At 41.1% G+C, this 26,997-nt stretch carries 24 protein-coding genes and 1 pseudogene; 11 read left to right on the top strand and 14 right to left on the bottom strand.

Annotated features, from left to right (window positions below):
- Positions 1-9: 9 nt before the first annotated feature.
- Together menC and menE are read left to right on the top strand one after the other, a co-directional pair.
- Complete coding sequence (menC, locus tag A1QO_RS04570; RefSeq protein ID WP_017040630.1) at positions 10-996, top strand: o-succinylbenzoate synthase; 987 nt, start codon at positions 10-12, stop codon at positions 994-996.
- Positions 996-2,426 carry an o-succinylbenzoate--CoA ligase gene (gene menE / locus A1QO_RS04565; RefSeq protein ID WP_017040631.1) on the top strand — a complete coding sequence of 477 codons (1,431 nt, stop codon included), beginning with the start codon at positions 996-998 and terminating at the stop codon, positions 2,424-2,426. The genes menC and menE overlap by 1 nt, the downstream gene beginning before the upstream one ends.
- 100 nt (positions 2,427-2,526) lie before the next feature.
- Here the strand turns inward: menE and nagE are convergent, their stop codons facing one another.
- Complete coding sequence (gene nagE, locus A1QO_RS04560) at positions 2,527-3,993, bottom strand: N-acetylglucosamine-specific PTS transporter subunit IIBC (RefSeq protein WP_017034021.1); 1,467 nt, start codon at positions 3,991-3,993, stop codon at positions 2,527-2,529.
- 182 nt (positions 3,994-4,175) lie between these two features.
- Between nagE and A1QO_RS04555 the strand changes: the two genes are divergently transcribed.
- Together A1QO_RS04555 and A1QO_RS04550 are read left to right on the top strand one after the other, a co-directional pair.
- Positions 4,176-5,057: a LysR substrate-binding domain-containing protein gene (locus tag A1QO_RS04555; RefSeq protein WP_017034020.1), complete on the top strand. Its 882-nt coding sequence runs from the start codon at positions 4,176-4,178 to the stop codon at positions 5,055-5,057.
- 118 nt (positions 5,058-5,175) lie between these two features.
- Complete coding sequence (locus tag A1QO_RS04550; RefSeq protein ID WP_017040632.1) at positions 5,176-5,364, top strand: hypothetical protein; 189 nt, start codon at positions 5,176-5,178, stop codon at positions 5,362-5,364.
- Between the two features lie 106 nt (positions 5,365-5,470).
- Here A1QO_RS04550 and A1QO_RS04545 read toward each other — a convergent pair whose 3' ends face one another.
- The 3 genes from A1QO_RS04545 to A1QO_RS04535 form a co-directional block, all read right to left on the bottom strand.
- Complete coding sequence (locus A1QO_RS04545; protein WP_017041029.1) at positions 5,471-6,394, bottom strand: YeiH family protein; 924 nt, start codon at positions 6,392-6,394, stop codon at positions 5,471-5,473.
- A gap of 155 nt (positions 6,395-6,549) precedes the next feature.
- Positions 6,550-8,424: an MFS transporter gene (locus A1QO_RS04540; protein WP_017036943.1), complete on the bottom strand. Its 1,875-nt coding sequence runs from the start codon at positions 8,422-8,424 to the stop codon at positions 6,550-6,552.
- A 15-nt stretch (positions 8,425-8,439) separates the two neighbouring features.
- Positions 8,440-9,030: a TetR/AcrR family transcriptional regulator gene (locus tag A1QO_RS04535; RefSeq protein WP_017040533.1), complete on the bottom strand. Its 591-nt coding sequence runs from the start codon at positions 9,028-9,030 to the stop codon at positions 8,440-8,442.
- A gap of 177 nt (positions 9,031-9,207) precedes the next feature.
- On the opposite strand from A1QO_RS04535, the gene A1QO_RS04530 reads away from it, so the two are divergent.
- On the top strand, positions 9,208-10,110 hold the full coding sequence (locus tag A1QO_RS04530) for a Tim44 domain-containing protein (RefSeq protein WP_017034015.1): 903 nt from the start codon (positions 9,208-9,210) through the stop codon (positions 10,108-10,110).
- Between the two features lie 132 nt (positions 10,111-10,242).
- Positions 10,243-10,563, top strand: a complete 321-nt coding sequence (locus A1QO_RS04525; RefSeq protein ID WP_017036940.1) for a DUF1244 domain-containing protein — start codon at positions 10,243-10,245, stop codon at positions 10,561-10,563.
- Here the strand turns inward: A1QO_RS04525 and A1QO_RS20015 are convergent.
- From A1QO_RS20015 to A1QO_RS04510, 4 genes are all read right to left on the bottom strand, one after another.
- Positions 10,560-10,742, bottom strand: a complete 183-nt coding sequence (locus A1QO_RS20015; protein ID WP_241790399.1) for a Fe-S-cluster oxidoreductase — start codon at positions 10,740-10,742, stop codon at positions 10,560-10,562. The genes A1QO_RS04525 and A1QO_RS20015 overlap by 4 nt on opposite strands.
- A 643-nt stretch (positions 10,743-11,385) precedes the next feature.
- Positions 11,386-13,062, bottom strand: coding sequence for an RNA-directed DNA polymerase (locus A1QO_RS04520; RefSeq protein WP_017041028.1), 1,677 nt, complete (start codon positions 13,060-13,062; stop codon positions 11,386-11,388).
- Positions 13,062-13,871: a hypothetical protein gene (locus A1QO_RS04515; protein ID WP_141707115.1), complete on the bottom strand. Its 810-nt coding sequence runs from the start codon at positions 13,869-13,871 to the stop codon at positions 13,062-13,064. Before A1QO_RS04515 ends, A1QO_RS04520 begins: the two co-directional genes overlap by 1 nt.
- 537 nt (positions 13,872-14,408) lie before the next feature.
- A complete protein-coding gene (locus tag A1QO_RS04510; RefSeq protein ID WP_017041026.1) occupies positions 14,409-17,099 on the bottom strand; it encodes an ankyrin repeat domain-containing protein in 2,691 nt (896 codons plus the stop codon).
- A gap of 156 nt (positions 17,100-17,255) precedes the next feature.
- On the opposite strand from A1QO_RS04510, the gene A1QO_RS04505 reads away from it, so the two are divergent.
- Together A1QO_RS04505 and A1QO_RS04500 are read left to right on the top strand one after the other, a co-directional pair.
- Positions 17,256-18,170, top strand: coding sequence for a viperin family antiviral radical SAM protein (locus A1QO_RS04505; RefSeq protein ID WP_017041024.1), 915 nt, complete (start codon positions 17,256-17,258; stop codon positions 18,168-18,170).
- 10 nt (positions 18,171-18,180) lie between these two features.
- On the top strand, positions 18,181-18,534 hold the full coding sequence (locus tag A1QO_RS04500; protein ID WP_017041023.1) for a hypothetical protein: 354 nt from the start codon (positions 18,181-18,183) through the stop codon (positions 18,532-18,534).
- A gap of 606 nt (positions 18,535-19,140) precedes the next feature.
- Here the strand turns inward: A1QO_RS04500 and A1QO_RS04495 are convergent.
- Positions 19,141-19,353 carry a helix-turn-helix domain-containing protein gene (locus A1QO_RS04495; protein ID WP_017041022.1) on the bottom strand — a complete coding sequence of 71 codons (213 nt, stop codon included), beginning with the start codon at positions 19,351-19,353 and terminating at the stop codon, positions 19,141-19,143.
- 101 nt (positions 19,354-19,454) lie between these two features.
- Between A1QO_RS04495 and A1QO_RS04490 the strand changes: the two genes are divergently transcribed.
- The 3 genes from A1QO_RS04490 (at position 19,455) to A1QO_RS20750 (ending at position 21,724) form a co-directional block, all read left to right on the top strand.
- Entirely contained in the window at positions 19,455-19,994 is a 540-nt protein-coding gene (locus tag A1QO_RS04490) for a hypothetical protein (protein ID WP_017041021.1), read from the top strand.
- Positions 19,991-21,403, top strand: coding sequence for a DEAD/DEAH box helicase (locus tag A1QO_RS04485; protein WP_017041020.1), 1,413 nt, complete (start codon positions 19,991-19,993; stop codon positions 21,401-21,403). Before A1QO_RS04490 ends, A1QO_RS04485 begins: the two co-directional genes overlap by 4 nt.
- A 165-nt stretch (positions 21,404-21,568) precedes the next feature.
- The gene (locus A1QO_RS20750; protein WP_017041019.1) at positions 21,569-21,724 is read left to right on the top strand and encodes a hypothetical protein; all 156 of its coding nucleotides are present in this window, start codon (positions 21,569-21,571) and stop codon (positions 21,722-21,724) included.
- Between the two features lie 293 nt (positions 21,725-22,017).
- Here the strand turns inward: A1QO_RS20750 and A1QO_RS04480 are convergent, their stop codons facing one another.
- The 5 genes and pseudogenes from A1QO_RS04480 to A1QO_RS20725 all read right to left on the bottom strand — a co-directional run.
- The gene (locus A1QO_RS04480) at positions 22,018-23,283 is read right to left on the bottom strand and encodes a sensor histidine kinase (RefSeq protein ID WP_017041018.1); all 1,266 of its coding nucleotides are present in this window, start codon (positions 23,281-23,283) and stop codon (positions 22,018-22,020) included.
- On the bottom strand, positions 23,283-23,957 hold the full coding sequence (locus A1QO_RS04475) for a response regulator transcription factor (protein ID WP_017041017.1): 675 nt from the start codon (positions 23,955-23,957) through the stop codon (positions 23,283-23,285). The genes A1QO_RS04480 and A1QO_RS04475 overlap by 1 nt, the downstream gene beginning before the upstream one ends.
- A gap of 275 nt (positions 23,958-24,232) precedes the next feature.
- Positions 24,233-24,607: a diacylglycerol kinase gene (locus A1QO_RS04470; RefSeq protein WP_017027856.1), complete on the bottom strand. Its 375-nt coding sequence runs from the start codon at positions 24,605-24,607 to the stop codon at positions 24,233-24,235.
- Between the two features lie 24 nt (positions 24,608-24,631).
- Positions 24,632-26,224: a phosphoethanolamine transferase gene (locus A1QO_RS04465; RefSeq protein ID WP_017041016.1), complete on the bottom strand. Its 1,593-nt coding sequence runs from the start codon at positions 26,222-26,224 to the stop codon at positions 24,632-24,634.
- A 263-nt stretch (positions 26,225-26,487) separates the two neighbouring features.
- Positions 26,488-26,997: pseudogene (locus A1QO_RS20725) on the bottom strand (GlxA family transcriptional regulator); the annotation flags it as partial.

The following is a 26,997-nucleotide window of genomic DNA, read 5'->3' as shown; positions in this document are numbered from 1 at the left end:
GAATCTTATATGAAATCAGCTAAGCTTTATCGTTATCAGTTACCTATGGATAGCGGTGTAGTTCTAAGAAATCATAAGCTCACAGAGCGTGTTGGGTTTATCGTGGAACTGACGGAAAATGGTCGGGTCGGTCGAGGTGAAATTTCTCCTTTAATTGGCTTTAGTGTCGAAACAACGGAAGAAGCAGGGCTGCAAGCTCAGAAACAGCTTGAGTTGTGGGTAGCTGGGCAGAATGCTGATTATGATGAACTTTATCCTTCTGTCGCCTTTGGGTTATCAATGGCGGAACTAGAGCTGGCTGGCGAGTTACCGAAAGAGGGAAATTATCGCTCTGCTCCTTTGTGCAGTGGTGATCCTGATGAAGTATTACCGGTACTTAGCGCGATGGAAGGCAAAAAGGTAGCCAAAGTCAAAGTGGGGCTGTATGAACCAATTCGTGATGGCATGATCGTCAGCTTATTGCTTGAATCGATACCCGATCTGTCACTGCGTTTAGATGCGAATCGCTCGTGGTCGCTCGAAAAAGCGCATAAATTCGCTAAGTACATAGCTCCTTCACTGCGTCAGCGTATTCACTACTTAGAAGAGCCTTGTCTGGTGCCTGGCGACAGCTTTTCGTTTGCCATTGACTCTGGTATCGCCATCGCGTGGGACGAAACCTTGCAGCACGCGATTCAAAAACGTGATTTCTGTTTAGAAGACTTAACCGGTGCAAAAGCCATAGTGATTAAACCGACTCTGATTGGTTCGGTTACACGTTGCATTAACCTGATTGAAAAGGCTAATACACTAGGTATTCAAGCCGTGATCAGCTCAAGTATTGAATCGAGTCTTGGGCTTGATCAGCTTGCGCGTCTCTCTTTATGGCTATTGCCAGATGAAGTTCCAGGTCTCGATACTTTAAATTTATTTCAGTGCCAGTTAGAGACGGCTTGGCCTGGTTCAACATTGCCAATCTACAAACTCAGCGATCAACAAGTGATGTGGCAATCCTAGTGTCAACGACTTCGTTAAGCATTCAAAGATGGGCTCAACAGAGCCCATTATCTTGTGCGCTAGTTACACCAACCAGACGCTATAATTGGCATGAGCTGTGGCAAGAAGTATTGGCTTATGCACACCAGTTAAATGCTCAAGGTGTAGAGCGATCCGATGTTGTCACTATCGTTGGTAAAAATCAGCCTGAAATCGTGTTCGTGTATTTGGCGTGCTGCCATATTGGCGCCATCGGCGCGCTGACCATGCCACAACCTTTGGCATTACTTCAGCAAAAATTTGAACGTTTGTATAAGCGAGAAGCAAGACCGCTTGTTTGGTTAACAGACACGGTTTGGCAGAGCTTTACAGTCGAAGAGCAACAGACTCTGCATACCCTCTGCACGCGATTAGTTATCAATGGAAATCAATCGGATAACGGCATCAGTGTTGATGGAGACAACTCAGTCGATTCATTCAACACCAAAAATATAGCATCGATCATTTTCACGTCAGGCTCTACTGGTGCCCCAAAAGCGCTCGCCCATAGCTTTGCTCAACACTTCGCTTCAGCCAGTGGGCTATTGCAAGAATTTGATTACGGCTTTGGCGATACCTGGCTTTTGAGTTTACCGCTGTATCACGTGTCTGGATTGGCGATCTTGTATCGATGGCTCTCTGCGGGTGGCTGCTTAAAAGTAGGGCAAGGGAATCTCAACCTTGACATTAAAGATGTCACCCACGCATCGTTAGTGTCGACACAATTGAGCCGATTGATCGAGATGAAACAACCGTTGACTTTAACGCGCGTGTTACTGGGTGGCAGCCATATTCCAGAAAGCCTGACAGCGCAGTGTGCCAAATTACACATTGATGCGTGGCTTGGTTATGGCATGACGGAAGCAGCGTCAACGGTCACAGCAAAGCGGGTGAATAACAGTTCGACGGCAGGCAGTGTCATACCAAACAGGAAGCTAAAAATTGAAAATCAACGGATCTTCGTTGGTGGTGATACGTTAGCGGCAGGGTATTTTTTTCAAGGGAATATCACGCCGATCATCGATAACGACGGTTGGTTTGATACCAAAGATCTTGGTTGCTGGGAAAACAATGAATTACGGGTTATTGGCCGCGTTGATAACCAATTCATCTCGGGTGGCGAAAATATTCATTGTGAGCAAATAGAAGCGGAGCTAAACCGTCACCCAGTGATAAACCAAGCTTTTGTTGTTCCAGTCACTGATAAAGAGTTTGGCTATAGACCAGTAGCGATTATTGATGCTGAAAGCTTACCGTCCAAAATAGAGATGGATGTCTTTTTAAAAAAAAGGTTAGAAAAGTTTAAGTGGCCAGTTGCTTACTATTTGATACCGCCTGAATTATTCGCGTCAGGTATTAAAGTGTCCCGTAAGCAATTAAAGCAATGGTTAGAAGTTCAAGTTAGAAGCTAAATAAAATGAAGTGCAAATCCGATGACTAGCCGCTTCTGCACTTCAGGGGGAATGTGATGGAGGTGAAGCCATCACATATGTTTCGCTATACTTGAGAAAGTTAGTTCGCTAAAGCGACTTTCATTTGCTCGGCAACTTTATCCACTTTTCCCAGTCCAATGATAACCTGTAGGCCGCCTTTTCCGATTTTCACTACACCAGCAGCGCCAAGCTTCTTTAGTTTGTCAGAATCAGCAAGTGATGAATCTTTTACGGTCAAACGCAGACGTGTAATGCAGTTATCTACCTCTAGAATATTTTCAGCACCACCGATAGCTTCGATGTAATCTTGTGTGAGCTCACTTAAGCCTTCGGCATTTGACGTAGATTGTTCATCTTCCATCTGCTCTCCACGTCCAGGAGTAGGCAAGTTGAACTTGATGATAGCAAATCTAAAAATGCTGTAGTAAAGCCCAAAGAACACAAGACCTTGAAGGATCAACATGTACCATTTGTTCGCAAGTGGGTTTTGGCTTGATAGGACAAAGTCGACAAATCCAGCTGAGAACCCAAAACCTGCCATCCATTCCATACTCGCTGCAATGTATAAAGAAAGGCCGGTCAAAATGGCGTGAACTAGATAGAGTGCTGGAGCTAAAAACATAAAGCTAAATTCTAGTGGCTCTGTGATACCCGTAAAGAATGACGCCATAGCCGCAGCAACCATAATTGCGAATACCTGGCTTTTGTTTTTCGCGTCTGCACAGTGGTACATAGCGAGAGCAGCAGCAGGGAGGCCGAACATCATGACAGGGAAGAATCCAGCTTGATACATACCTGTTTTACCAATAACCGCGGTTCCATTTGCAATAGATTGTGCGCCGCCAAGGAAGTTTGGAATATCGTTAATACCGACGACATCGAACCAAAACACAGGATACAGTGCATGGTGCATACCAACAGATAAGAATAAACGGTTAAAGAAGCCAAATAGGCCTGCGCCAATCGCCCCCATACTTTCCAGTTTGATGCCAAATAGAATTAATGCATCGTAAATAAAAGGCCAGATGTGCAAAAGAGCAAAAGAAAGGAGCATACCTGCAATAGAAGTCAGGATTGGTACTAAGCGCTTACCACTGAAAAATGCGAGAGCCTGAGGCAATTCTACGGTTGAATATCGGTTATAGATTTCTGCAGAAAGAATACCGATGATAATACCGATAAATTGGTTATTAATCTTGCCAAATGCCGCAGGAACCTCACTTATGTCAGCACCCATCAGCTGCGCTACAGAGCCAGGATCAAGAAGGGTGGTTACGACTAGGAAGCAAACGAAGCCCGAAAGCGCCGCTGAACCATTTTTGTCTCGGCTTAATCCAAATGAGACACCAACAGCGAAGAGTACAGCCATGTTATCGATGATGGCCGCCCCCGATTTGATTAAGAACGCGGCTAGAATGCTTTCTGACCCCCAACCCACAGGATCAAGCCAGTAGCCGATCCCCATAAGAATGGCTGCAGCTGGTAAGGTAGCAACTGGCACCATCAGCGCTTTACCTACTTTTTGCATATACCCAAGAATATTCATGTATACCCCTAAATTTTGTTTGAAACTAATAATTATGTGGTGAGCGGACTAAGAGTCCTCTCTAGTTTATGTGCTTAAATCGAAGAGTATTAGAAGCTTATTTAGTGATGCGAACAAACTAAATTAAGAGTACTATGAATTAAAAAATTTAATCTATATGTGGATGATATCCTGGGGGCATAATGGCAAATCAACAATTATTATTAAGAAATCTGCATACATTTAACATCGCAGCTAAAACGCTGAGCTTTACTCTGGCAGCCGTAGAATTACACCTTACACAAGGTGCTGTAAGCCATAGAATAAAAGTACTGGAAGGGGAGTTGGGCTTTCAGCTTTTTATTAGGGGGACACGTAAGTTAGAGCTGACCGAAGAAGGTAAGCGATTTCATACAACGCTGTCTAAGTCTCTGCACAGTATTTTTTCTGAGATTAATGATATTAATACGACTGACATGATTGGTGAGATTAGCATCGCTACATCGAATGCGTTTGCCAATGGCTGGTTAATTCCTCGTTTGGGTGACTTTAAAGCAAAATACCCTAAATTTAACTTAAATATATTTGCTCATGAGCAGCAGCAAGAATTCCATAGTACTCATGCTGATGTTGCTATCTATTTTGCTGCCGATGACTCCCCGAACGTGCATAAACAGCGGCTATTTGGTGAAATGTATATTCCAGTATGTACCCCTGAGTATGCTAAGCAGCATCATATTTATGAAGATGGATTAGAGTCTCTAAAACGAATCAACTTTATTCATGCGTCTGACTCAAACGCGTGGCAGCGATGGATAAACGAGAATCATCTAGATATTGATGTCTTTGAACGGTTTTACAGCGTCAGTCAGCGAATTATGACGATTGAAGCGGCAAGAAGTCACCTTGGTGTTGCTATGGGCCGCTATCATTTTGTCAAAGATAGGATTGATTCGGGCGAGTTTGTTACACCATACCCTAGTATGAATACACACTTAGGTTATGATTTGCTGTGCCCTTTAGGCAGTGAAAACCGACCCAAAATACGCACCTTCATCAACTGGATTGAAGGATATTTGAACTAGCAAGTTCTGAACTTAGTTAATTTTGGTATTACCTAGTCCAAAACATCATTTCTTCTCTATATAGCGACAACTCATAATAGAACGTATTAATGGATTGAAAGTGCATATAGGTAGAAGGATGAAAGCTGTTTTATTGAGTGCCGTGGTTATATTGGTTGCGGTTGCGATAAACACACAAGGGTTAGTCCGATCATTGGCGGAATTGTCGGCCTTTCTTTGTGTGGTTGGGCTTGTTATTAATGTAAAGCGTAAGAAAAGCGACAAAGTGACATTATCTAAAGTGAAAATAGAAGCAGAAGAGCTTTGAATCTTACTGTCATCCAACTGTTGTTGTTACCTCAGGTTTTAAAGCACGATGTTTAAACAGTATGTTAAAAGCATGATGTTCAAACACCGTTTAAAGCCCTTCATCCTTACGTTAGCATTAACCATGCAAGTGACGTTGTGGATATTAATGCCCACAGTGCAATGCCATAGAGTAGAGGTTTTGGCCCAGCAGCTTTGAGCTTCTCCACTGAAATACCACACCCAATTAAGAAAAGACACAGCACCAAAGTTTGCTTTGCTAAAGCAAATATCCCCTGATAGATATCTTCAAACTGTGGCAATAAGTCGCTGACAAAAATCGCTACGCAGTAGAACACAATGAAATAAGGGATGGTGATTTTTTTAGATTCATTGCTAAAAATCAACGCACTTATCAACGCCACAGGCACGATCCAAAGAGCTCTCGCCAGTTTGAGGGTGGTTGCAGTTGTCAGCGCCTCTTCTCCGTAGGCAGAAGCGGCTCCGACAACCGACGAAGTGTCATGAATAGCAATAGCAGCCCAGGTACCGAAAGTGTGTTGATCTAAGCCTAGCGCGTGGCCGATGACAGGGAAGATAAACAACGCGATCGAATTAAGAACGAAAATTGTCGCCAGCGCTAACCCCGTCTTTTCATCATCGGCTTTAATGGCTGGCGAAACCGCAGCTATGGCACTTCCGCCACAAATAGCGGTTCCAGCCGCAATCAAGTACCCTGTGACTTTATCTAATCTGATCATTTTCGCGATAAACCACCCAATGACAAGCGTCCCTATGATGGTCGTCATGATAATACCAATACCATGACTAGTGACTGCTAGCGCTTCTTCAAATTGGATACCGAATCCTAAGCCTACAATTGAAATGGCCAATAGTTTTTTGGTCAATTTCCCTATCGATAAATGGCTAGGAATAAGCCCAAAGCTGGCGAGGAAAAAACCGATAATCAAAGCAGTCGGAGAAGAAACATAAGGCGTTAAACAAAAGGCGCCTGCTAGCCAAAATGGGACTTGGTGTTTTATTTGATTCATATTAATCGGTCATTTGAAAACAGAGTGTGTAGTGTATAAGAAAAATAGGATCAACGAGTCTTAATGATTTGAACAAACGTTAAGATAAATTGAACGCTGGTATAAAAGCTGGCAAAAAGGCGGGCTGCAGTTCTACCAGCGTTTTGGTTTGATGATTACTTAAACTCACCACGAAGTTGCGACACCTTTTCTCGCATAAGTTGGGTTGTCGCGGAACTCGATGCAACAGGCTCCCCGATTTCAATTTCTATTTTAGACCAACATCGGCGAGGCAACCCTTTGCAAGCGCGCCCTTTAAATCGGCTAAAGTAGCTGCCCCATAGGCCTTTAAGTGCCACTGGAATAACTGGAACTGGGCTTCGCTTCAATATGATGTCCATGCCACGCATAAACTCTCCTACTTCGCCGTCTGATGTTAAGCGACCTTCAGGAAATATACACACGATATGACCTTCACTTAATGATTTTTCGACTTCTTGAAACGCTTGTCTAAGAGAACTTTTACGGTTGGCTGAAATTGGAATAACACCGGCTCGTTTTAAAAAACCTTTAATGGGACGGAAATTTGCATAGTCCTCTTCCATAACAAAATGAATAAGGCGAGGGCATACCGCACTCAAAAGAAGGGCATCCATATAGCTGACATGGTTACACACGATGAGTGCGCCGCCTTGCTTGGGAAGATGCTGAACATTGGTGTGTTTAACACGATACATGGTGTGCGTTAAGATCCAAACCAAAAATCTCACGACAAAAACGGGGACTTGAATACACAGGTAAACCGCAACTAACAGGTTTAACACCGCGAGTAAGCCAAATAGCTGAGGTATGCTAAATTCAAGAACACTCAGGAATACGATGCCCAATATCGCACTGCCAACCATTAATAGGGAATTGTAAATATTCAGAGCGGCGATGACTTGTGCTCTTTGCTTAGGCTGGGCTCGTAATTGCAATAAAGCGTACAAAGGGACAATAAACACTCCCCCCGATGCTCCGAGTAGAAGCAGGTAAGTAAACACCGGCCATAGTGGCTTGTAGCCTATGAAATCAATAAAACTCGTAAATTCAGGTAATACTTCAGGAATAGCCGCTACCATTAAATAACCAAACAGGCTAATACCTAGGCTGCCCAGCGGAACAATACCAACTTCAATTCGATGATTGGACAGCTTGTCACAAGCTAACGACCCTAAGGCGATGCCAACTGAAAAAAGCGCCAAAAGTAAGGAGACCGCACTTTCTTGACCATTGAGGTGCAGCTTAGTGAAATTAGGAAATTGAGTGAGGTAGGTGGCACCCAAAAACCAGAACCAACTGATCGCCATGATGGATTGGAAAATGACGCGATCAGATTTGGCAATGGCTAATGTTGTTCTTGTTTGTTTGATGGGCTGCCATTTAAATTCCAACTCAGGTGCGCTAGCCGGTGCTTCTGGAATTTTTCGGCTTGAGAGGTAGCCTATGATCGCTGAGGCAATGACACACAATGCAGCAATGTATTTCGCATGGTCTGTCGATGCAATTACACCAGCGGCGAGTGTGCCCAATAAAATAGCGAGAAACGTTCCTGTTTCAACTAAAGCGTTACCAGACACAAGCTCATCAGATTTTAAATGCTGTGGTAGCAATGCATATTTTACCGGGCCAAAAAATGCCGATTGCGTCCCCATCAAGAACAAGAGAACCAATAGAATAAAGTAACTCTCGGTGATAAATCCAACCGCACCTAAACACATGATTCCAATTTCAAATAGCTTTGTAATGCGAATGAGTTGTGATTTCTCGTACTTATCCGCTAATACACCCGCCGTCGAGGAAAAAAGAAAAAAGGGAAGAATAAATAGCCCAGCAGCTAAGTTAATAAATAAGTTACTTGAAAACGGTAGGCTGCCTACTGCTGCAAAAGCAACAAGCAGTAATAGCGTGTTTTTGAATACATTGTCGTTAAAAGCGCCAAAAAATTGAGTGACAAAATAAGGTAAAAATCGCTTTTTAGTTAGTAACGAAGATTGAGGATGCTCTGGCATTGCAGGTCCTTATTGTCACCAATTAGATAGGTAGTTAGACAGTAAATTTTCAATCAGCTCTTTGCCGTCTATAGGAGCGGAAGCAAAGAACTTATCATCAACACTTAAAAGTGTAATACCATGTACCCCAGACCACAATACTCGGCTCGCTTGCAGGATCTCGTTCTCAGTTCTTTGAGGCGCCATAATACCCAGCAAGCTTTCAAGCATACCAGTCATATTATCGATACGTTCCGATTGCCATTGAGGCAATGCTTCACCATTCATGTTATGAGCAAAAATGAGTTGCCAGCGATAGGGATTCTGTTGGGCAAAATCATGATAACAATAAGCCAATTCATAAAGAGCAGTTTGCGTATCGCGGCTTTTTTCCACCACTGTTCGTGCTTCAGAGCTTAATTCGTCTAAAGTTTGCGCCACGACATGAAGCAATAGTAAATTATAATTACCAAAGACATTAACCAAGGTACTAGGAACATAGCCAATCAAATTCGCTATCTTACGTAAGCTGAGATCGTGATGGGGCTTGTCCGTTAAAAAGTCTTTAACAGTTTCAAGAGTCAGGGTGATAAGCTCTTCGCGGGTATGATCGTTTCTACGGGCCATGATACATTTACAATTATGAACAACGTTCAATATTTTAGGGAAGCAATAGGACAGCGTCAACTAAGTCTGTGTGTTTTTGCAATATTCTGATACATACAAATTGAGTTGATTGTTTTAATAAATTCACTAAATGGTTATGATTAACGTGCTTCTATAATTATTACATTAAGGAAAAGCATGAAAAAGATTTTTTCACTGATAGCACTCATCATGGTGTCAGTTGCTGTAGCTCCGCTTGCAGAGGCGAAAAGATTTGGTGGTGGTAAATCTTTCGGAAAGAGCTTTAAAACCGCACCGGCTCCAAAACAGCAGACAACGAATACCAGTAACGTTACCCGAGATCAGGGCGCAGCTCAAAAAAACAGCCGTAAAAGTGGTTTGATGGGCGGCCTAATGGGTGGTCTTTTAGCGGGCGGTCTACTTGCAGCATTCTTTGGTGGTGCTTTTGAAGGTATCCAGTTCATGGACATCCTCATTATGGGGCTTATCGCATTTCTCGCTTTTCGTTTTCTACGCGGCATGCTTGGAGCCAAACAAGGCAGTATGAATCAGGCTCGTCAACAGCCGGCGTACGGTGGAGCAGGCCAAAAGTTTGAACAGCCAAATGTTCATAATTTTGAACAACAGCCAAACACAACTGCATCGCATACCGCAACGAATAGCTCAACAGGTGGCTTTGGTTTTGGCGCGCAAAATGATGTTCCATTTAACTTTCCGCCGTCTTTTGACCAAGCGGGGTTTGTCAACGGTTCTCGTGAACACTACCGCATTTTGCAAGGCGCTTGGAACCACAACCAACTCGACACCATTGAAGAATATGTTTCTCCAAGTTTGTTTGAAGATCTCAAAGCAGAGCGTGCTAAAGCAGAAGGTGATCAACATACCGATGTTATGTACGTTGATGCTGAAATCGTTCGCGCCGACTGTGACGCAACAAAAGCACAGTTGAGTCTGCAGTTTAGCGGCCGATACCGTGACACAGTAGAAGGCGTTGAAGAAGACATCGAAGATATTTGGCATTTAGAGCGTGATTTGACGCAACCGAATTCGCCTTGGTTGATCGTCGGTATTCAAGGTTAATACTCACCTTAAAGATGGTTACTCAATTTAGTCATGTCAAAGCGCTCAGATCTCAAGTCTGAGCGCTTTTTTATTTGAGTTTCTAATTCAAAAGATCATAATCAGAAAGCACATAATAAGAAGGAATCAAAAGTGGCTGAATTTAAATACAAAAATCTATCTCAACAAGATCAAGACAAATTGGATGCGGCGGTATTTCGTCGTTTGCTTTCTCATCTAGATGACAATAAAGACGTTCAAAACATCGACCTTATGGTTTTGGCAGGCTTTTGCCGCAACTGTTTTAGTAAATGGTATAAAGCAGAAGCGGAGCAAAGCGGCTTGGATCTCGATATCGATGATGCTCGCGAGCGTGTCTACGGCATGACTTATGATGAGTGGAAACAAAACCATCAGCCGAAAGCCACCCCAGAGCAGTTGGCTGCTTTTGAAGCAAAACAGAAAAAAGTTTAAGTGAGTCGTTCAAGCTCGTTCAGTAATGTGATGGCATGATGGTTTGTCGTGCCACAAATGTCCGGGCAAGGCTTAAACAAATGACACACCTTTGGACGTTCCGGCTTGCCAAATAATTTACAGAGGTTGTCTTCATTGAGCTGAACGCAGCGTTCTCCCGCTGGCTTCCCCTTTGGCATACCAGGAATAGCAGACGATATACTCGGTGCTATACAGCAACATGCATACCCTTATTCTTAGAATTTAGAAAAAATCCAACTGGTTGTTTGTAATGAGTTTATGCATTTCTAAAAAAGGAGCATTATTCTAATCAATATTGGTTGAAACCAATATATTGAATACAAGATTTCTAAAAATTTATAGTGTTATTGGTCAACAATAGATATTCGATGGTTCTGGTTAATCAGTTATGTCCTGTGAAGTAGGAGAGTTTCTCGATGGCGAGTTTTGTTACCAAAAGCAGTTCTTGTTATTTTCGCTTGGTAATTAAAGTACGATAGAATCCCTTGGTGATCACAAACTAGCGATGAACGTTGCTGAGTAGCACCTGGACAAAACTTACTTAGAGATTCAGTCCTAATAATTGTCTTCGGATAACGTCAAGAGTTGCAGATGGCTGTGGGTGTACTTTGCTCCTCTGTAAATAGGTGGGCAAATTCACCGTACAATGGCTATTGCAGAAGGTGTCTTTGATTATAATAAAGAGGTACCTTGTTTGGTGGATTAACCGATCCTTCTTTGTTGATCATATCAAGGATAAAGAAGCCAAACTCATTGATTTCGGCTTCTTTATTTGGAGAATCAGTACTCGACAATTTTTGTCTAATACAAAGAATAACTTTCTAGAGAATAATTGGCTTCTAAAGCAACATCTAGGGGTTTAAGTATTAGTGCTTTCAATTCTTGCTCAGTGTATTTAATCAATAAGCTCTGCAATTCTTCGTTGTAATCAGATGGCGCCTCTATTCTAGTTTCTTTATCAAAGACTGCAGAAAGAAAATCTGAAGACTCTTTCTCAAGACACGACTTGGCTTCTTCTAAATTAAAAGTAATAACATTCATTAACTTTAAGTAAGTAATGTTTTCTATAAAGTCTGAATCCTCGATTGAGCAAGTAAACTGGCAAGGGACTTTGCCGCGAGATATCCAAAGCTCTGCCAAGAGACTCACATGCTTTGCACTAAGCTTAACTAAACTCTCAAACGTATGCTCTACTAAACAAGAAATAATGCACTGCGCTGGGTACAGTCCTTCATGCTCTGGTAATATTTTCGCAACTTTTAACAGCTCTTCATCATTTAGCAGATAGTACAAGCTGCTTAAATGAAAGTTGATATTTCTAATACAAATCCGTGCTTTTACTTTCTTGGAATCTAGGTCATGGCCAAAACCTTTAATCACGCACTTTAGGCTGTTTAAGTGGTACTCTTTACGCTTCAATAAAAATTGGTCGAAATGCTTGAACGTCCAACGTCTTGGGTTTGTCCTGAAAATATCTATTTTGCTTATATGTTTCAAAAAATAATCAAAGCTATGAGTCGTTACATCACTTCGCACTCGGTTAATTGGCAGAAATATATTCTTATTGCGTAAGTGAGACTCTAGAGCATCTAATCGGTCTAAGTTACCTGAAATGAATAGGTTAACTATTTCAAAAAACTTGATGTGATTATTTTGATCACTTTGACTTTCAACTAAATTTGACCAATTCTCACTCGTGATAAAATCTAACTTATCCATATTGACGCTAAGCTCTTGTGGTAAGTAATTCTTTATATAAGCGACGATAGTGTCTAATTCATCTCGGTCACAAGGTATTGAAATGTCGTCGACATACCTAAAGTATCTTTGACCAAATTGAGCAACCATAAGGTTATCGAATTCACGTAAATACTCTTGTGCTACTATATGCGAAAAGTTTATTCCAATAGTCAAACCACCGTCGTCAGCAACCACGGCATCTCGTAATAAATTTAGCTTTCCGTGACGTCTGTCAAATTCATTTAGAGCTTTACCATCATCTATAGATGAATAAAACTTCTTAATATCAACGATCAAAACGCCTTCATTTTTATTATCATTCATGAATGTGGTTATCCCATCATTCATTTTGGTGTACATCTTGAAGTAGTTTTCAAAACTACTAAAAGATTTGGCCCCGGATCTTGGCAACTGATAGCTAAAAACTGATTTCGATACGTCGTAATCACTATCGGATAACCGATATAAAAAAGTCGATTCAATTAATGCATTAGTAGGTGAAGGGACATACATCGAACGATATGTTTTATCCTGCAGACCATCCTTGTATATTTGATACTTGCGTTTATCAAACGAATGACTGACTTTTAGCTTTCTGTCTAAGAGCTTTGGTAGCATCGAATCAATGCTCTTATCATCGAATTGGTTCAGTAGACATTTGATTCCGAGGCAGGTAATTGGCGAGACATACTTATAATTGTTGATTGCTCGAACTGCAATTTTCTTTGCAACGCTCATTACTCACTCCTCGTATTTAAATGAACAGAAACAGAGCTTTGTACAACGCGACCATTAACTGGGTCGACCCATTCAAAACGTGGTTTGATATTCATGATTTTACTAAATATCTTGCCTTTAAATATTGTAGATACTGCCCCCTCAATAAGATCCAAAAATTTCATACCTTTCTTTGAGCTTGGCTCGATATGTATCAAAGTAAAGTTCCGATTAGCAAATGAACCTTGAATTAAGTCTAATGATGGTTTGATCTCTTGATATTTGTCATGACCGATACCATTAAATGCAGAAACTAAAATAAAATATTCTTCACATTTTATAGCTTTGACGTTATCAACAAGGTTAGAAGTAGATGTTATATCGAACGCATCCCAATGATTAATCTCATACGTCACATGTATATTACATGCAGCAAACCGAGATAGAGAGGCATTTATCAAATCCGAGAAAATATCTGAAACGTGGTTTGAGTAGTCTGCTGCGTAAATGTGTACATTAAGCTTTGTGGTCGGCGCTAGTTCTGCGTCGCGTAAGTCGCATAGGGTATGGAGCAAAGATAATGAACCTGCTCCGGTACCACAAGGGATATCTACCAGGCAGACGTCTCCATTGAAGAAAGATGTACTAAATTGACTTGCTGCTTCTACAAATTTTTTATCAGGGTCAATCATTACATATTGAAGACGAATGCAAGAGTTTGAAAAACGAGTACAGAAATGCTCTTCTGTTGCCTTAAGGGTATCTCCCCCAATCGGACCTTCGCCATCTTCTCTTCGAATGTATTCTGATGCCTCATCATATTTGTCCATGGCCTTTAGCTTTTCGACAAATATTCGTGCCAACTCAGGTGGCAATATCAATTGCTTCTGTTCGTTAACTAGCGGGTGAAGTGTCATGCGTCAATTGATTACTCAATAATTGGGATGACCTCATTATACTTGTACTAAATCAATAAGATAGTAAATACTCAATATATGGATATAAAATTGGTTTGTTAGTATTTATAAACCTTTTTGGTATGTTGAATTTACCCTCGTGATACATCTCAGAATTCACCGCCAACAGAATTATAAGAATGGATAACTTTTAGTATGAAAAATGTATGTAATAAGATATGTATGAACAAAACTCCAGCTTGAAATGGGCCATTTTTATGTTTCATGCCCCGTCAGCACGCATCTGGACATTTCTGAGTTGCGTTTATTCTAATTTAGCAAAAAATGAATTAGCTAAAGTATTGAGACACTCATTTAGTCGAGAGTTTAGTATCACAAGAGGCAGATCACCTGATACTTTCCTGAGTTTTTGGAGTGCTCTAGTAGTGAACGTAGTGCCTGTTTTTGACCTTATAATATATCCAGTAATTGTTTATATTTACTGTGAGATACAACTGTTCTACCTTCTGACTTAAAGTAGCCATTTAGGTACTGGTACAAATCATAATCAGAAGCAATTCTGCTGGCTAACTCTTTAGGAGAAATTCCGTTCGAATCTCTAATTTCAAGTAGATCAGGTTGCTTTTCTATTATTAGTTTTACGATCGGAACCTCCCCAAAACGAACTGCCGTATGTAATGCTGTAGAACCATCCACGTTTACAACCTTTCCGTCACAACCAAACTCCAATAAAAGTGAAGCAGACTTTAAACATCGACTTGCAGCAGATGAATGAAGTGCCGTTCTGCCAGTAAAGTCTCTCAGATCAGTATCTGCATTTGCTTTTAGCAATACTTCTACAGTTTCGTAATCTTTGTTGTGAGCAGCAAGCATCAGAGGTGTTTGCTGTTTGAAATCAGAAACATTAACAATATCTGGCCATTCTTGAACAATTTCCCGGACAGCCTTAATTATCCCGATAAGAACGCTATGTATCTCACTCTCGACTTCAGGCGGCATACTCTGCCTGTAATACCTTAGTTTACCTAGCATTTCATAGCTCATCTTCATCATAAGCATGATGACACTATCTGCTTGCGGATATTTCAATTGCTTCTTTTTAAGATCTTTGTGCTTTTTGAGTAATTGGGCAATAGGATTATTGTTTTCAATGCATGGCAGTATGTCACGACTGAAGGCTTCGAAATCACTGCGAGAGGTAGCAAAGAGTGGTTTATAACCAGGGTAGAACTTATATAGGCTTTCCCAAAAATATTCATGTAGTTCTCGCGAAACATTATAAATATCAATTTTGTTTGTGCCATCTAAATTCCCCCAGTGAATCATATCCCTGAAGTACTTCTCATGGTTGTTTGGAATAAGCTTTTGATTTGCGATAGCGAGTGCAAATGCATCTCTCGCCAAGTCCCCACGAAGTTTGCCAAAGCTGTATTTTTTGCATTCATCAATAGCTATATTGAGGTTTTTCTCTGCGTCAGAAAGTTTATTCTGAGCAATAAAGTGAAATGCTTCAAACCGGAGTACTTGTGCTTTTGAGCACTCATAATCATCATTTCCTTTCGCTTCCTCAATCAGAACACTGACTTTTCCTTCTGTCTTTGAATCAAACAATTTGATGAGCAAATGATATTCAAGCTCTAGCAATATACGCTTCATCGATTGCTCAGGCGTCGTTTCTAGTTCATTCAATCTTCCTATTATCATTTCACAGATTTTGGGGATGGGATAATGGTGGCCCATTGCTCCATATACAACTTCAAAATCATCCATTTTTTGCAGTTGCTTATATGGGGCTTTGTTTTGCGCTAACTTCTCCACTAAGGCTTGTAATTGAATAAAGTAATTATTTGATTGCTGTCCCTGTTCCCTTATAACATTCACCATCAACTTAATATCGTCTTCAGATGTCGGTAAAATATTGTCGAGGTTATCTTCTTCACCATGACGACTAAAAATACTATTGAGTTGATCAGAGACCAACAGAGCCGGTTGTTCATTGTCTGAAGTAAAAGCAAGCAATAAATCGTAACGCAAGAAAGGGGAAAGGTTTTCTGTGAAATATTCATTCTCAGCAAACTCTCTTAGTTTACCGTCTATATGTCGCTTCTCTAGATGAGCATCAAGTGTACGATTATAAACGTCGTTATAAAGCTGGACTAGTTGAAGTGCCTTGTTCTCATTTAAGTCAATGCATAACTTATCAATTGTGGGCGTTAGGAATTTAACTAGTTGCTCATATCCCTCTTGAATCGCTCTGGCCATGAGCAATCTGCGACGTATTGTTTTAGTACTTGGAGCCTGGTAGCGAAACTTCAGCTTTTGCACGAAATCTTGCTCTTCCTCTACTGAGCATTCCGTATTTATGATTCGTTTTAAATCAGCTTCATTGATGGCAATTTCATGCTGTAGAACGCCTGGCTGCAATCCTTTTTTTTCAATAAACGCCAGTGCCTGTTCGAATTTCGGGGACTTTTTATCAGGTTCAAAGCAACCTAAGAACTGAATTTTTACTTCATCCGGAAACGTATTATTAATACTTGAAATCTCAGGAGTACTCTTTGCTTTTTGCCAATTGTATAGGTTCTTTAGTACTGTGCCGGAACTATCATAAATACGTAAATCGTCTTCAAGGTTACTGGCAATAGTTACGTTAGAGTCTTGAATTAAATCAATTAACCAATCCAAGACTTGCGGAACAGGAAGATAGAGTTGGGTAGGTTCAACCGGCGAGTCAACAGCAGGAAGATACCAGAATCTTCCACCAGGCATGCCTTCATCCATTTTTGATTCTATTTGCCAAAATACTGTATGCCTTGCCAGAGCGGGTACAAGGACTCTTGCCAAGTATTGCCAAATGATTTTTCTTTGTGTCGCCCTCGAAGAATAGATATCAAGCTCAATGGCCTTGTGCATCTGGTAATCAGCAAAGATATTAGAAATCAAATCGTCTTTGACACCGTCATCAAGCCCAAGAGCATCAGCAATTTCACTCAAGATGCTTTCCCAGGTCTCGGACAAATTGTCCATAGACATATCGACATATTTAAACTTGGATTTCGATTTTGAAGTCATCTTGCGATTAGCACCAAGCGCTTTGGCAATCTGTAGAAGTACCGATTCGAAGGTTGGAAAAGTCGCCACTGAACACCCATTTTCTTTTATTTTTCAGCTTCAAAAACAGACTTTAAAGCGACCTCCTCTCTTGGGTTTAAGGGGGGGGGGGGACTTTGCTTTTCATTCTTCCACAGAGCTGATGTTTTCATAATTGAGCCTCTTGTATACATGAGGAACAAAACCATGACAACTATCCAACCTGGCAAAACAAAAGAACTAGTCATCAATTGGCACCTGACAGAAGTCTGTAATTACGGTTGTAAATACTGCTTCGCCAAATGGGGACGCCCTAATGAACTCCATCGTTCCAGTCAAAAAGTTGCTACGTTATTAGATAACCTTGCTGACTATTTCATCAAAGGCACTCCAACCTTAAAAGACGAGCTTGGTTACGAGAGAGTTCGCCTTAATTTTGCGGGTGGTGAACCAATGATGCTTGGAAACACTTTTATCACTGCTTTGAAGTTGGCAAAACAAAAAGGCTTTAAGACATCAATCATAACTAACGGGCATTACTTAGTTAACAGTAAATTAGCTTTGCCTGAAAATACACTAGATATGATCGGAATTAGCTTTGACAGCCAAAGATTAGACACTCGGGACAAAATTGGGAGAAAAGACAGAAAAGGAAACTCTTTCGGAACTGAAGATCTGAAGCGGGCATTAGCGAACCTTACCCAGTCTCAAAAAGGTATCAAGACAAAGGTTAATACGGTCGTGAATAGCGTTAATTTAGACGAAGATTTCTCTGAGCTTATGATGGAACTGAAGCCCTACAAATGGAAAATTTTGCATGTAATGCCAAATGGTAACGATGAACTACTCATCTCTAAAAGGCAGTTTGACAGCTTCGTCGAAAGGCACAGTGGGCTGGGGTTACCTATCTTTTCAGAATCTAACTCTACGATGACAGAGTCATACTTGATGATTGACCCACAAGGTCGTTTTTACCAAAATTTCGCCAACAAAGTAGGATATACATTCAGCGAGAGCATTAATCTATGTGGTGTAGAGAATGCTCTAACTCAAATAGAGTTTAATCCTAGAACCTTTGCTTCAAGATATCGTAAAGCTGATATCGATGTTGTAGAGCTTTAAGGAGGTCTGAATGAAAAGTGAAACATGCTTTAGCAAAATGTCCGGTCACCCCTTATCTGAATATTACACCGAAGAAGATGCTAAAAATGCAGCAGAGTATTCCAAGGAGAATTACGATAATGATTTAACTCCATACAATTGCACCAAGTGTGGCCTTTGGCACTTGTCTCCAAGGAATAGACTAACGCCAACTAAAAAATGCGACCGTTGTACTGGTAGAGACGGGCTTTACAAGGATTCTTATCGTTCTAAACGAGAAGCTCAGCTTAGAGCGGAGATCATCTACGAAGAACAGGGTATTAGCTTGCGTGCCTATAAGTGCAAATATAGATCGGGATGGCATCTGACAAAAGAAGACTACTAGTTCGTAAAAGTGCTCTACACCTACGAAAAAGTTCTCAATGTGTACATATTAATTAGCGTTCTTCACAAAATACTACCAAAAGCGCCAGTGAGCGTTATTCTTCTCACTGGCACTCGTTATAGAACGATAGACCCGACCGTTCAAATTACTTTTTGTAGGGAAAATCCGATTAACAGTATATGAATGATTTTATGTTCTAAGCAGGAATGGGGCAAAAGTAAGCTTGTTCCATTTGGTTCACGGCTGTAAACTATTCCTGAGAGCCTCGGGTATCTCTGCTTTTTCATTGAGCTGCTATTTACTGTCTGGCCAGAAGTAATAGCATCAATTTGAACTTGGCGTAATTGCAAAGCAGCCCACCGAGGACATTCGATAGCCCTGTTCTCTTCCGCTCATTGAGTATTGATCGCAGGTAGCGCGTAATAGAGCCACTTCTAGTGGCTCTTGTCGTTTCTGGGTGGTTGAAAGGCTAACTGAGCTCCCCTCAAACTTGCCGCGTTCATATGTGAGTCGTAACAAACTTCGGGGCATTTTCGATTGAGAAAATGCCAACTGTAACGTTATCTAGATAAATCAGTTACTATTCAGACCGAACATTTCGAGCAGCTAAGCAGCAGGCAGTAACTCTGCTACATTGCATTCTAAAGCTTGCGCTAAACCGTAGACTTTTTCTAGCGTGATGTTCACTTCTCCACGTTCAACACGGCCAACATAGCTTCTGTCGATGTCGGCAATCAGTGCGAGCTTATCTTGAGATATGCCTTTTTCTTTGCGCACTTTACGTAATTTCATTCCAAATTCAGCCGCTAAGTCTTTCATTTTCAGTCCAAGTAAAAACGAAAACTATCCTTAGTTGCGGTATATAAAGCCACGGACTATAATCCGCATTTAAAATCTAACTCGAAATTCTGGTCAACTAAATGTCAAGCAAGCCAATCACCTTAATTCAGCCGCTTTATCAAATACTCGTTGAAGAGCAACTTGATGATTTTTCAGTGTTAGAACTTAGAGACCGTTTCATGGCACTTTCTGAATCTCAGATCGATAAAGTAACAGCAAGACGTTTTGTATACCGACACATCTTACGCCTAGTGAATAAACAGCTACTCAATAAAGTAGCCATTGATGGATGCCAGAAAACCACGTACCAAAAGACCGTTCGATTTTCCCAAACATCATGGGAGATCACTGGGGATGATCAAACTATTAGTCTAAGCGGGAGCGATATATCTTGTGAAAACAAGCGAGCGTTTCCTAAAACCATACTTCAAGAAAGGCTCGAACAGTGTGAAAGTGACTTCTTGGCATGCTTACATGAGTTTGAAACCTACCAGGGCCTTAGTTCAGAGTTCCCCCATCTAAAAGAGAGCCTTCATGATGTAAGGCGTAAAACTAAAATGCAGAGCTCAAAGCTGGTCGGTGAAATACGAGCTATCAAAATGGCACTAAGTTTGTCATGACACTTTTGCGTCAATGGCAATCTGAGTGCGTAGAGTTAGCTTTAAACCGCTACCAACAAGATCAACAACACTTTCTTTGCCTTGCTACGCCAGGGGCTGGAAAATCTATCATGGCTGCAGAAGTCGCATCCCGACTCTTTGAAGAAGAGAATATTGATTTTGTGCTCTGTTTTTCACCCTCCATCGCCATATCACAAGGATTAGAGCGCACCTTTCAGTCTCGCCTTCATTGCCGCTTTGATGGCGTGATCGGTGCTCTAGGTGCTTCGTATACCTATCAGAGTTTGCCATTCCTTGATGAGTCTTTTTGGACACTACTACGCAACCACCGTGTACTGGCGGTATTTGACGAGATTCACCACTGCGCAGGGCTAAACATTGTGGAAGCGAATGCGTGGGGTAAAGTGATCATTGAACATATTCAATCTCATGCTCGATACACTCTTTCATTAACCGGTACGCCATGGCGTTCAGATAAAGCCCCTATTAGCCTATCGCGCTATAACAACGTCAATACAGAGATTGAATGCGATTATGTTTATGGGTTAAGTCAAGCTGTTAAAGATGGAGTGTGTCGCTTACCCAATATAGTTTTGGTGGATAACGACCAGATCACTGCAACCTCTAGAGAATTCGAATCGCGCCATTTCTCATCGATTAGTAAGTACCTCGATGAACCTTTTGCTCGTTATCAAAGCATCATCACCGATGATACCTGCATGAGGTACCTGCTTAAATTGGGCATAGCAAAACTAGAAGCTATTCAAGAACAGAAGCCGAATGCAGCTGGATTAGTTGTGGCGTCATCGATTGAACATGCGATGAGAATAAACGCGATTCTTTCCAATGAGTTTAACAAGAAAGCGGTTGTCGTTACTTATAAGCATGATGACCCATCTGGCATTATTAATGATTTCAGAAGCAATGATATTGATTGGATCGTTAGCGTGGGAATGATCAGCGAAGGTACAGACATTCCAAGGCTTCAAGTCTGTTGCCACCTAAGCAAAGTAAAAACAGAGCTTTATTTCAGGCAGGTATTAGGTCGAATACTGAGAGTGAACGAAGGACAAAACCAAGAGGCGTGGTTATACATTTTAGCCGAACCCAACTTGATGAAATATGGACACCGAATCGATGAAGAGATCCCTGAACACAATGTCGTATTGCGTGGTTTTGTGCCTAGTTGCATATCGACAGTTACAGACAAGCGTGAGCCAAAATCATCAAGCGACACTCGCCCAGTAGAATCACTTGATATGGGAGGATGGGATACATCACAAGCTCCCCAAGAAAAGAAAGAAATAACAAGTCCAACGAATCAATACGCTGAAACTCACAACCACTATTTTGATATCGTTGGTGACTTTAGGCAGCAAATTATTGATGTATTTCGTTTTCAAAATTAGCAAATAGATAATCCAAAAAATCAGCGGAGTTATGACTAAATTTTTTTAAGAGAAGCAGGTAAGGTAATCATTTTGGATCGGCACCGCGATGAATAACACTTAAATGAGGATAATAGTCCGTGGATATGTATGCGGCAACTTAGAATAGTCTTTAGGTGAAGACAAATGAAAGACTTAGCTGCAGCTTTTGGTAAACAACTGAGGGTAATACGTAAGCACAAACAAATTTCACAAGATAGACTTGCACTTATCGCTGATATTGGTGTCGGTGAACAACAAAGATTGAAACTTTTCTGTTACGCAGGGCTGATTGCTACGTGACGCTATAGCAAAGATTTGACAATAAAGATCAAAACTCAATTTCACTCAATAGGCCAACTCAAAGCAAGAAGTAACAATAAAGTTAGAAACTTTTCGATGCTTTTTGTCGTAGTCTGTCTTTTGTTGTAGCAAACTTTTGCCCCAAAGTTTGTTAGAAAAGATATTTGTAACAGCAAGTAGTCTACTGGCAGAGTTAGTTCTAGTAATCTATTAAGGCGTAAACATCGGGGCTAAATGGCTTTTTGTTTTGTATTTTATATCTCATACTTACCCGTTCTTAATTGCACATTTAGTTAGGTTGTCTTTACGGCAATTGTAGCTATACACCCTATAGATTTTCTATTTTTTATCGAAAACTCCCAGCCATATCGATGGCAGAGAGCTTCCACTATCATTAAACCTAAACCATGCCCTTCGTCATTCGTAGAGTTATTAAGACCAGGTCCGTTGTCCTCTACTGTTATTGATTCAGAAGAGACGTTAAGTGTGACTTTACCCTCTTCTGATGCCGCGATGGCATTTCTAATTAAATTCCCCACTACCATATTAAGTACTGCTGGTGCAGCTTTTAATTTGGGAGAACTATGAAAAAGTAGTTCGATTTCAAGATTTTTGTCATTGGCTTGAGGGCTATTGTTGTTAATGATTGTTTGAAATTCCGATTGGCTGACTTCTCTGGTTACAGCGTCATCTTGACTACGTTCATATCGCACCAGCCCTAATAGGGCGTCTACCATCGTGCTCATTTGGGTGGTCGCTTCATTAATTCGTAAAATCTGACGCTTTTGGAATTCAGTTGAACTATCGCGCTCTAAGAGTTTGCTTGCTCCTTTTACAATAGTTAACGGCGTTCTTAGCTCATGACTGGCATAGCGGGCAAAGGCTTGTTCACGCTTTATTAGACTATGAATTTCTCGTCGATCGGTATTGAGCTGGTTTGCTAATATTCGGAATTCCTGTGCTCCCCCCGCTGGAATATCAAATACATGGGCAGAGTTGCCACTTTGTTCGGTCAATTGATTGGTTAAATCATTCAGGGGCGCAATGAGATGTTGAGACAAACGAGATAATAATGTACCAAAAATAACAAGCAGTCCGGCAATACTGGTAATGACGATTACGCTAGCAAACACGGTTTCGTATGGACCGAACTCTATCTGATTAATATCAGACAGCAAAATGACTGGCTTCTTAGATCCATCTTTCAGATAATGGCCTAAGTAGAGCATTCGTGACTCGGTTCCGATACCTACTTCACCTACGAATTCATCCTTATCTTTTAAATAATGATGATAGCTAGTTGGAATTAAGTTGATGTCATCATACGCGTGAGTTAAAACATCAATGGCAATTTCACCATTTTCTCCATTCATAAAGCGCTGTATAGCTTCATTCTTGTCGATTTCAATTCGTCGCTCTCCTACCTTATCTTCTGACCAGTGTAAGGCCGCATAGAAGATGATATAGCTCGCCAAGCCCATAATGAGTGCGACTGACGTAAAAAATATGGCTAACTGACTGGTTAGCGTTCGAGCGCTGGATAAACTGGTTTTGCGCATTATAGATTCTCCAGACGAAAGCCTATCTTGGGCACGGTAACTAGCATAGGAGACGAGAATGGCTTATCTAACTGGTTACGAAGGTTGTAGATGTGGCTACGTAATATGTCCGTATCCGGTTCATTGTCTTGCCAAAGCATATTAATAACTTCGTCTCTTGCCACCACGTCAGGGGCACGTTGACAAAGCAGTTCTAAGATGGCGTAAGTGGTTGGGTTTAAAGTTAATCGGATTCCATCACGATACGCCTGATGTGTTTTTTGATCTATGTGCAAGCTACCAAATTCAAGCCAAGTATCCGTAACATTTCTTCGATAACGTTTTATCAGCGCAAGCAGACGAGCTTCAAGTATTTCGAGGTCAAAAGGCTTCGTTACATACTCATCGGCACCATACTTAAATCCACTTAGCATATCTTCCCGGCTATCAAGTGCAGTAAGCATAAGGATAGGAGTGACGTTTCCAGCTTCTCTGAGTTTTTCACAGACAGTCAAACCACTCATACGAGGAAGCATTAGGTCGAGAATAATCACGTCAAAGGTGTTTTCCAAAGCCAGTTTTAACCCTAGCTCGCCATTGTCTGCATAATCGATAACCATTCCTTCACTCTCGAAGTAATCAAATAAAATGCCGACAATTTCCCGATTGTCTTCAACCAATAATATTTTTTTCATCTTCACGCTTACATTACTTATCTTATTTTTTATATCACATCAATTTGAGCGCTATACAAGCCAGCCATCAATACCGCCAGATTAGAGGTATGTCTGTTATCTCGAACTATACAATAACTTGACCCGCTTCTGTGTAACAAAACATGGCTAGCAGAAATGAACAATGGGGTACGATGATAGGTGATGTCAAACAACAGCGCCGAATAAATTAATCCGGCGCTGTTATTTCTAATAAAATGACGGTTCGAATACCAGTATTTAGACAGAGGACTTTTTCACCGTAGATACAATACTGTCCCCCAAACTGTAAGCGAGCAGACCATGCTAAGGAGAACGATAGCAGAGCCAATGTTTTTAGCCACGCCAGATAACTCGTGATAGTCCAAACTTACTCTATCTACGACTGCCTCGATTGCGGTGTTGACCATTTCCGCAAATAAAACAAACACCATACTCAGCATTACCATTAGGGTGTGAACTATTGGTAAATTCAGCCAGAATGCGAATACCGTTAGTGGTATGAATAACATCAGCTCTTGTTGAAAAGCGGTCTCATTTTTACAGATCCACTTAAACCCATTAAAACTATGAATGAAGGTATAAAAGATACGATGAATACCCGTTCGTTTTATGATTACTTCTTGTTGCATTTTATAAACACTCTTGAATGATTGCTAAGAGATAGACTGACAGCTTTGCGTTATATCCAATTCTGAATCGTGGGCTTTCGTATCAACGCCATATAAACCCAGTAAGCTATGAAATAAGTTGTCGTGTGATAGGCTACTGTTTTGTGCTTTCGCCTCCAGACACTTCTTGTTAATGCCTTTTTGCTCAGCGTATTGATCTGGCATCCACATTAACCAAGGAACATGAGTCTGCTCTTTTGGTGCAATTGGATATGGAGTGCCATGAAGATAAAGGCCGCTCTCACCTAACGATTCACCATGATCTGAAATGTATGTCATCATGACATTGTAGTCACTTGAAACGCTTTTCAATTCTTCGATAACCTGTGCCAGCACATAGTCGGTGTAAACCAGAGTATTGTCGTATACGTTCACAATCTGTTTGTCATCGCAGTTTTCTATATCACTTCTGTTACAAGCAGGTTGGAATGGCGCTTGAGCATCCGGATATCGTTGCCAGTATGTCGGACCATGGCTGCCAATCGTATGTAATACGAGTAATTTGTTGTGAGAGCCATTGTCGATAAAAGTTTTGGCATCTTTTAGCATCGCGACATCAAAACACGTTGAACCGTTACAGTCCTCATTTTTTAATGAAGAGTTAATAGTGTTGTATGTCAGATTCTTAGCTACGCCTTTATCACCACCATCGTTATCTATCCACAATATGTCGACGCCAGCGTGTTGAAGGACATCCAGAGCATTATCTTGTGCTGCTGCACGAGGTTTATCATAGGAACCTCTAGTCATATTGGAGAACATGCACGGCACAGAGAGTGCGGTATAAGTACCACATGAAGACACATCCTGAAATGCGATTAAGCCCATATTTTTCGTGTAAGGATTCGTGTCACGTTCGTAGCCATTGTAAGCGAAGTTCATAGCACGGGCGGTTTCTCCTAAAACGATAACCATAAGAGTTGGTTTACCATTAGGTGCTGCCGCCATTTGAGCATCGGCACCAATAGTTTGATATTCCAGTTTAGTTTCTAAATACGTTTTCTTTAAATATTTTGCGCCATTATAAATGTGTGCCGGAATAATCATTTTATTTAAATAGTGGTTGTTACGACCGACAGATGCATAGTCTTTGTAACAAGTCTCTGCAATGAGGCCGATTCCTACAATGGCAACGAAAACAAGACTCACTCGTGAAATGACGGCTTTCATCCATGTGCGATGAGGAGTGATGCGAACAAATGCTAAAAAAACACAAGGTAGAAAACCAAAACCTAACAAATAGAGCACCGTAGTAATGTTGAAGTAAAAAGAGATTTCGGATGAATTGGTTTCGAAAACACTCTCCATCATCGTGGAATCAAACAGTGTTTGGAAATTTATTTCGGCGTACAAGGCTGCCGCTGACGTGAGTACGACGAAAAACATGAATGGCTTAAAGAAATAAGGCCATGCAAAAAGTGAAAAAATGATGATGAATGCGCAAGTGAGCAGTATAGGCGCAGTGTACGCAAAAAATGGGTTGGAAACATCAGCACTGAGATGAAAAATTGTTTTGAGAACGGGATAATTCATCACCGTACCAAAATACACAGCACACAATACAATGAGGGTAGTCATACTCATTGGAATTCGACGAGAAGGCAGAATTTTTAAACTTGTCATCAACAATAGGCCTAATAGTTAGTTTATTGGTATTGGTTGATGGCCAGTATCGCAGCAGCAATGTAAAAAAAATGTCGATGGAAAAGTTTGAAGGAGAGTATGAAGAATACTTTTCCTAATCCGATAGAAATGTTTTAGTTCAATAGGCCTAGCACATTATGTCCAAAGGTATGCTGGCGGTAGCATGTAACGCAAAAATGCCCTCAATGAAATGAATTCTATTGCTTGAAAGTCGTGCGCCACTGAACCGGCGATACATGAAAAGCAGATTTAAAGTGCTTTCTAAATACACTGTCAGAGCCAAAACCCGCTTGCTCTGCAACTTGAGGTATCGATAGTTTCGTGGTTTCTAATAGACGTTGGCTAAACACCAAACGTCGATTTTGCAGCCATTCACCAAATGTACAACCATAGGTGGATTTAAACTGGCGTGTAAAGGTACGTTTACTCATCGCACAGCGCTCAGCGAGTTCATCTAGTGAATGAGACTCTGCTCAACCTGCTCAATCACAAGGTTAATACTTGTCTCTGTGAGGGGTTTTATGTTGACTGGTGCTGGTATGTATTGTTGCTGCCCACCATTACGAGATGGTGCAGTCACCATCTTACGAGCGAGATCATTCGCAAGCTCACTACTACACAAACGGCGCACTATGTGCAGACAGCAATCGAGTGAAGCTGCTACTCCAGCAGAGGTGATGATAGTCTCATGTTCAACAAATAGAGGG

It is taken from the genome of Vibrio genomosp. F10 str. ZF-129 (assembly GCF_000287055.2).
Classification (GTDB): Bacteria; Pseudomonadota; Gammaproteobacteria; order Enterobacterales; family Vibrionaceae; genus Vibrio.
This window is presented reverse-complemented; position numbering and strand designations above follow the sequence as displayed.

What these genes read in the sequence shown, in the direction of transcription:
- menC (WP_017040630.1), top strand. Translation starts at nt 10, where the DNA reads ATGAAATCAGCTAAGCTTTATCGTTATCAGTTACCTATGGATAGCGGT.
- nagE (WP_017034021.1), bottom strand. Translation starts at nt 3,993, where the DNA reads ATGAATATTCTTGGGTATATGCAAAAAGTAGGTAAAGCGCTGATGGTG.
- A1QO_RS04555 (WP_017034020.1), top strand. Translation starts at nt 4,176, where the DNA reads ATGGCAAATCAACAATTATTATTAAGAAATCTGCATACATTTAACATC.
- A1QO_RS04550 (WP_017040632.1), top strand. Translation starts at nt 5,176, where the DNA reads ATGAAAGCTGTTTTATTGAGTGCCGTGGTTATATTGGTTGCGGTTGCG.
- A1QO_RS04545 (WP_017041029.1), bottom strand. Translation starts at nt 6,394, where the DNA reads ATGAATCAAATAAAACACCAAGTCCCATTTTGGCTAGCAGGCGCCTTT.
- A1QO_RS04540 (WP_017036943.1), bottom strand. Translation starts at nt 8,424, where the DNA reads ATGCCAGAGCATCCTCAATCTTCGTTACTAACTAAAAAGCGATTTTTA.
- A1QO_RS04535 (WP_017040533.1), bottom strand. Translation starts at nt 9,030, where the DNA reads ATGGCCCGTAGAAACGATCATACCCGCGAAGAGCTTATCACCCTGACT.
- A1QO_RS04530 (WP_017034015.1), top strand. Translation starts at nt 9,208, where the DNA reads ATGAAAAAGATTTTTTCACTGATAGCACTCATCATGGTGTCAGTTGCT.
- A1QO_RS20015 (WP_241790399.1), bottom strand. Translation starts at nt 10,742, where the DNA reads ATGCCAAAGGGGAAGCCAGCGGGAGAACGCTGCGTTCAGCTCAATGAA.
- A1QO_RS04520 (WP_017041028.1), bottom strand. Translation starts at nt 13,062, where the DNA reads ATGAGCGTTGCAAAGAAAATTGCAGTTCGAGCAATCAACAATTATAAG.
- A1QO_RS04515 (WP_141707115.1), bottom strand. Translation starts at nt 13,871, where the DNA reads ATGGACAAATATGATGAGGCATCAGAATACATTCGAAGAGAAGATGGC.
- A1QO_RS04505 (WP_017041024.1), top strand. Translation starts at nt 17,256, where the DNA reads ATGACAACTATCCAACCTGGCAAAACAAAAGAACTAGTCATCAATTGG.
- A1QO_RS04500 (WP_017041023.1), top strand. Translation starts at nt 18,181, where the DNA reads ATGAAAAGTGAAACATGCTTTAGCAAAATGTCCGGTCACCCCTTATCT.
- A1QO_RS04495 (WP_017041022.1), bottom strand. Translation starts at nt 19,353, where the DNA reads ATGAAAGACTTAGCGGCTGAATTTGGAATGAAATTACGTAAAGTGCGC.
- A1QO_RS04490 (WP_017041021.1), top strand. Translation starts at nt 19,455, where the DNA reads ATGTCAAGCAAGCCAATCACCTTAATTCAGCCGCTTTATCAAATACTC.
- A1QO_RS04485 (WP_017041020.1), top strand. Translation starts at nt 19,991, where the DNA reads ATGACACTTTTGCGTCAATGGCAATCTGAGTGCGTAGAGTTAGCTTTA.
- A1QO_RS20750 (WP_017041019.1), top strand. Translation starts at nt 21,569, where the DNA reads ATGAAAGACTTAGCTGCAGCTTTTGGTAAACAACTGAGGGTAATACGT.
- A1QO_RS04480 (WP_017041018.1), bottom strand. Translation starts at nt 23,283, where the DNA reads ATGCGCAAAACCAGTTTATCCAGCGCTCGAACGCTAACCAGTCAGTTA.
- A1QO_RS04475 (WP_017041017.1), bottom strand. Translation starts at nt 23,957, where the DNA reads ATGAAAAAAATATTATTGGTTGAAGACAATCGGGAAATTGTCGGCATT.
- A1QO_RS04470 (WP_017027856.1), bottom strand. Translation starts at nt 24,607, where the DNA reads ATGCAACAAGAAGTAATCATAAAACGAACGGGTATTCATCGTATCTTT.
- A1QO_RS04465 (WP_017041016.1), bottom strand. Translation starts at nt 26,224, where the DNA reads ATGACTACCCTCATTGTATTGTGTGCTGTGTATTTTGGTACGGTGATG.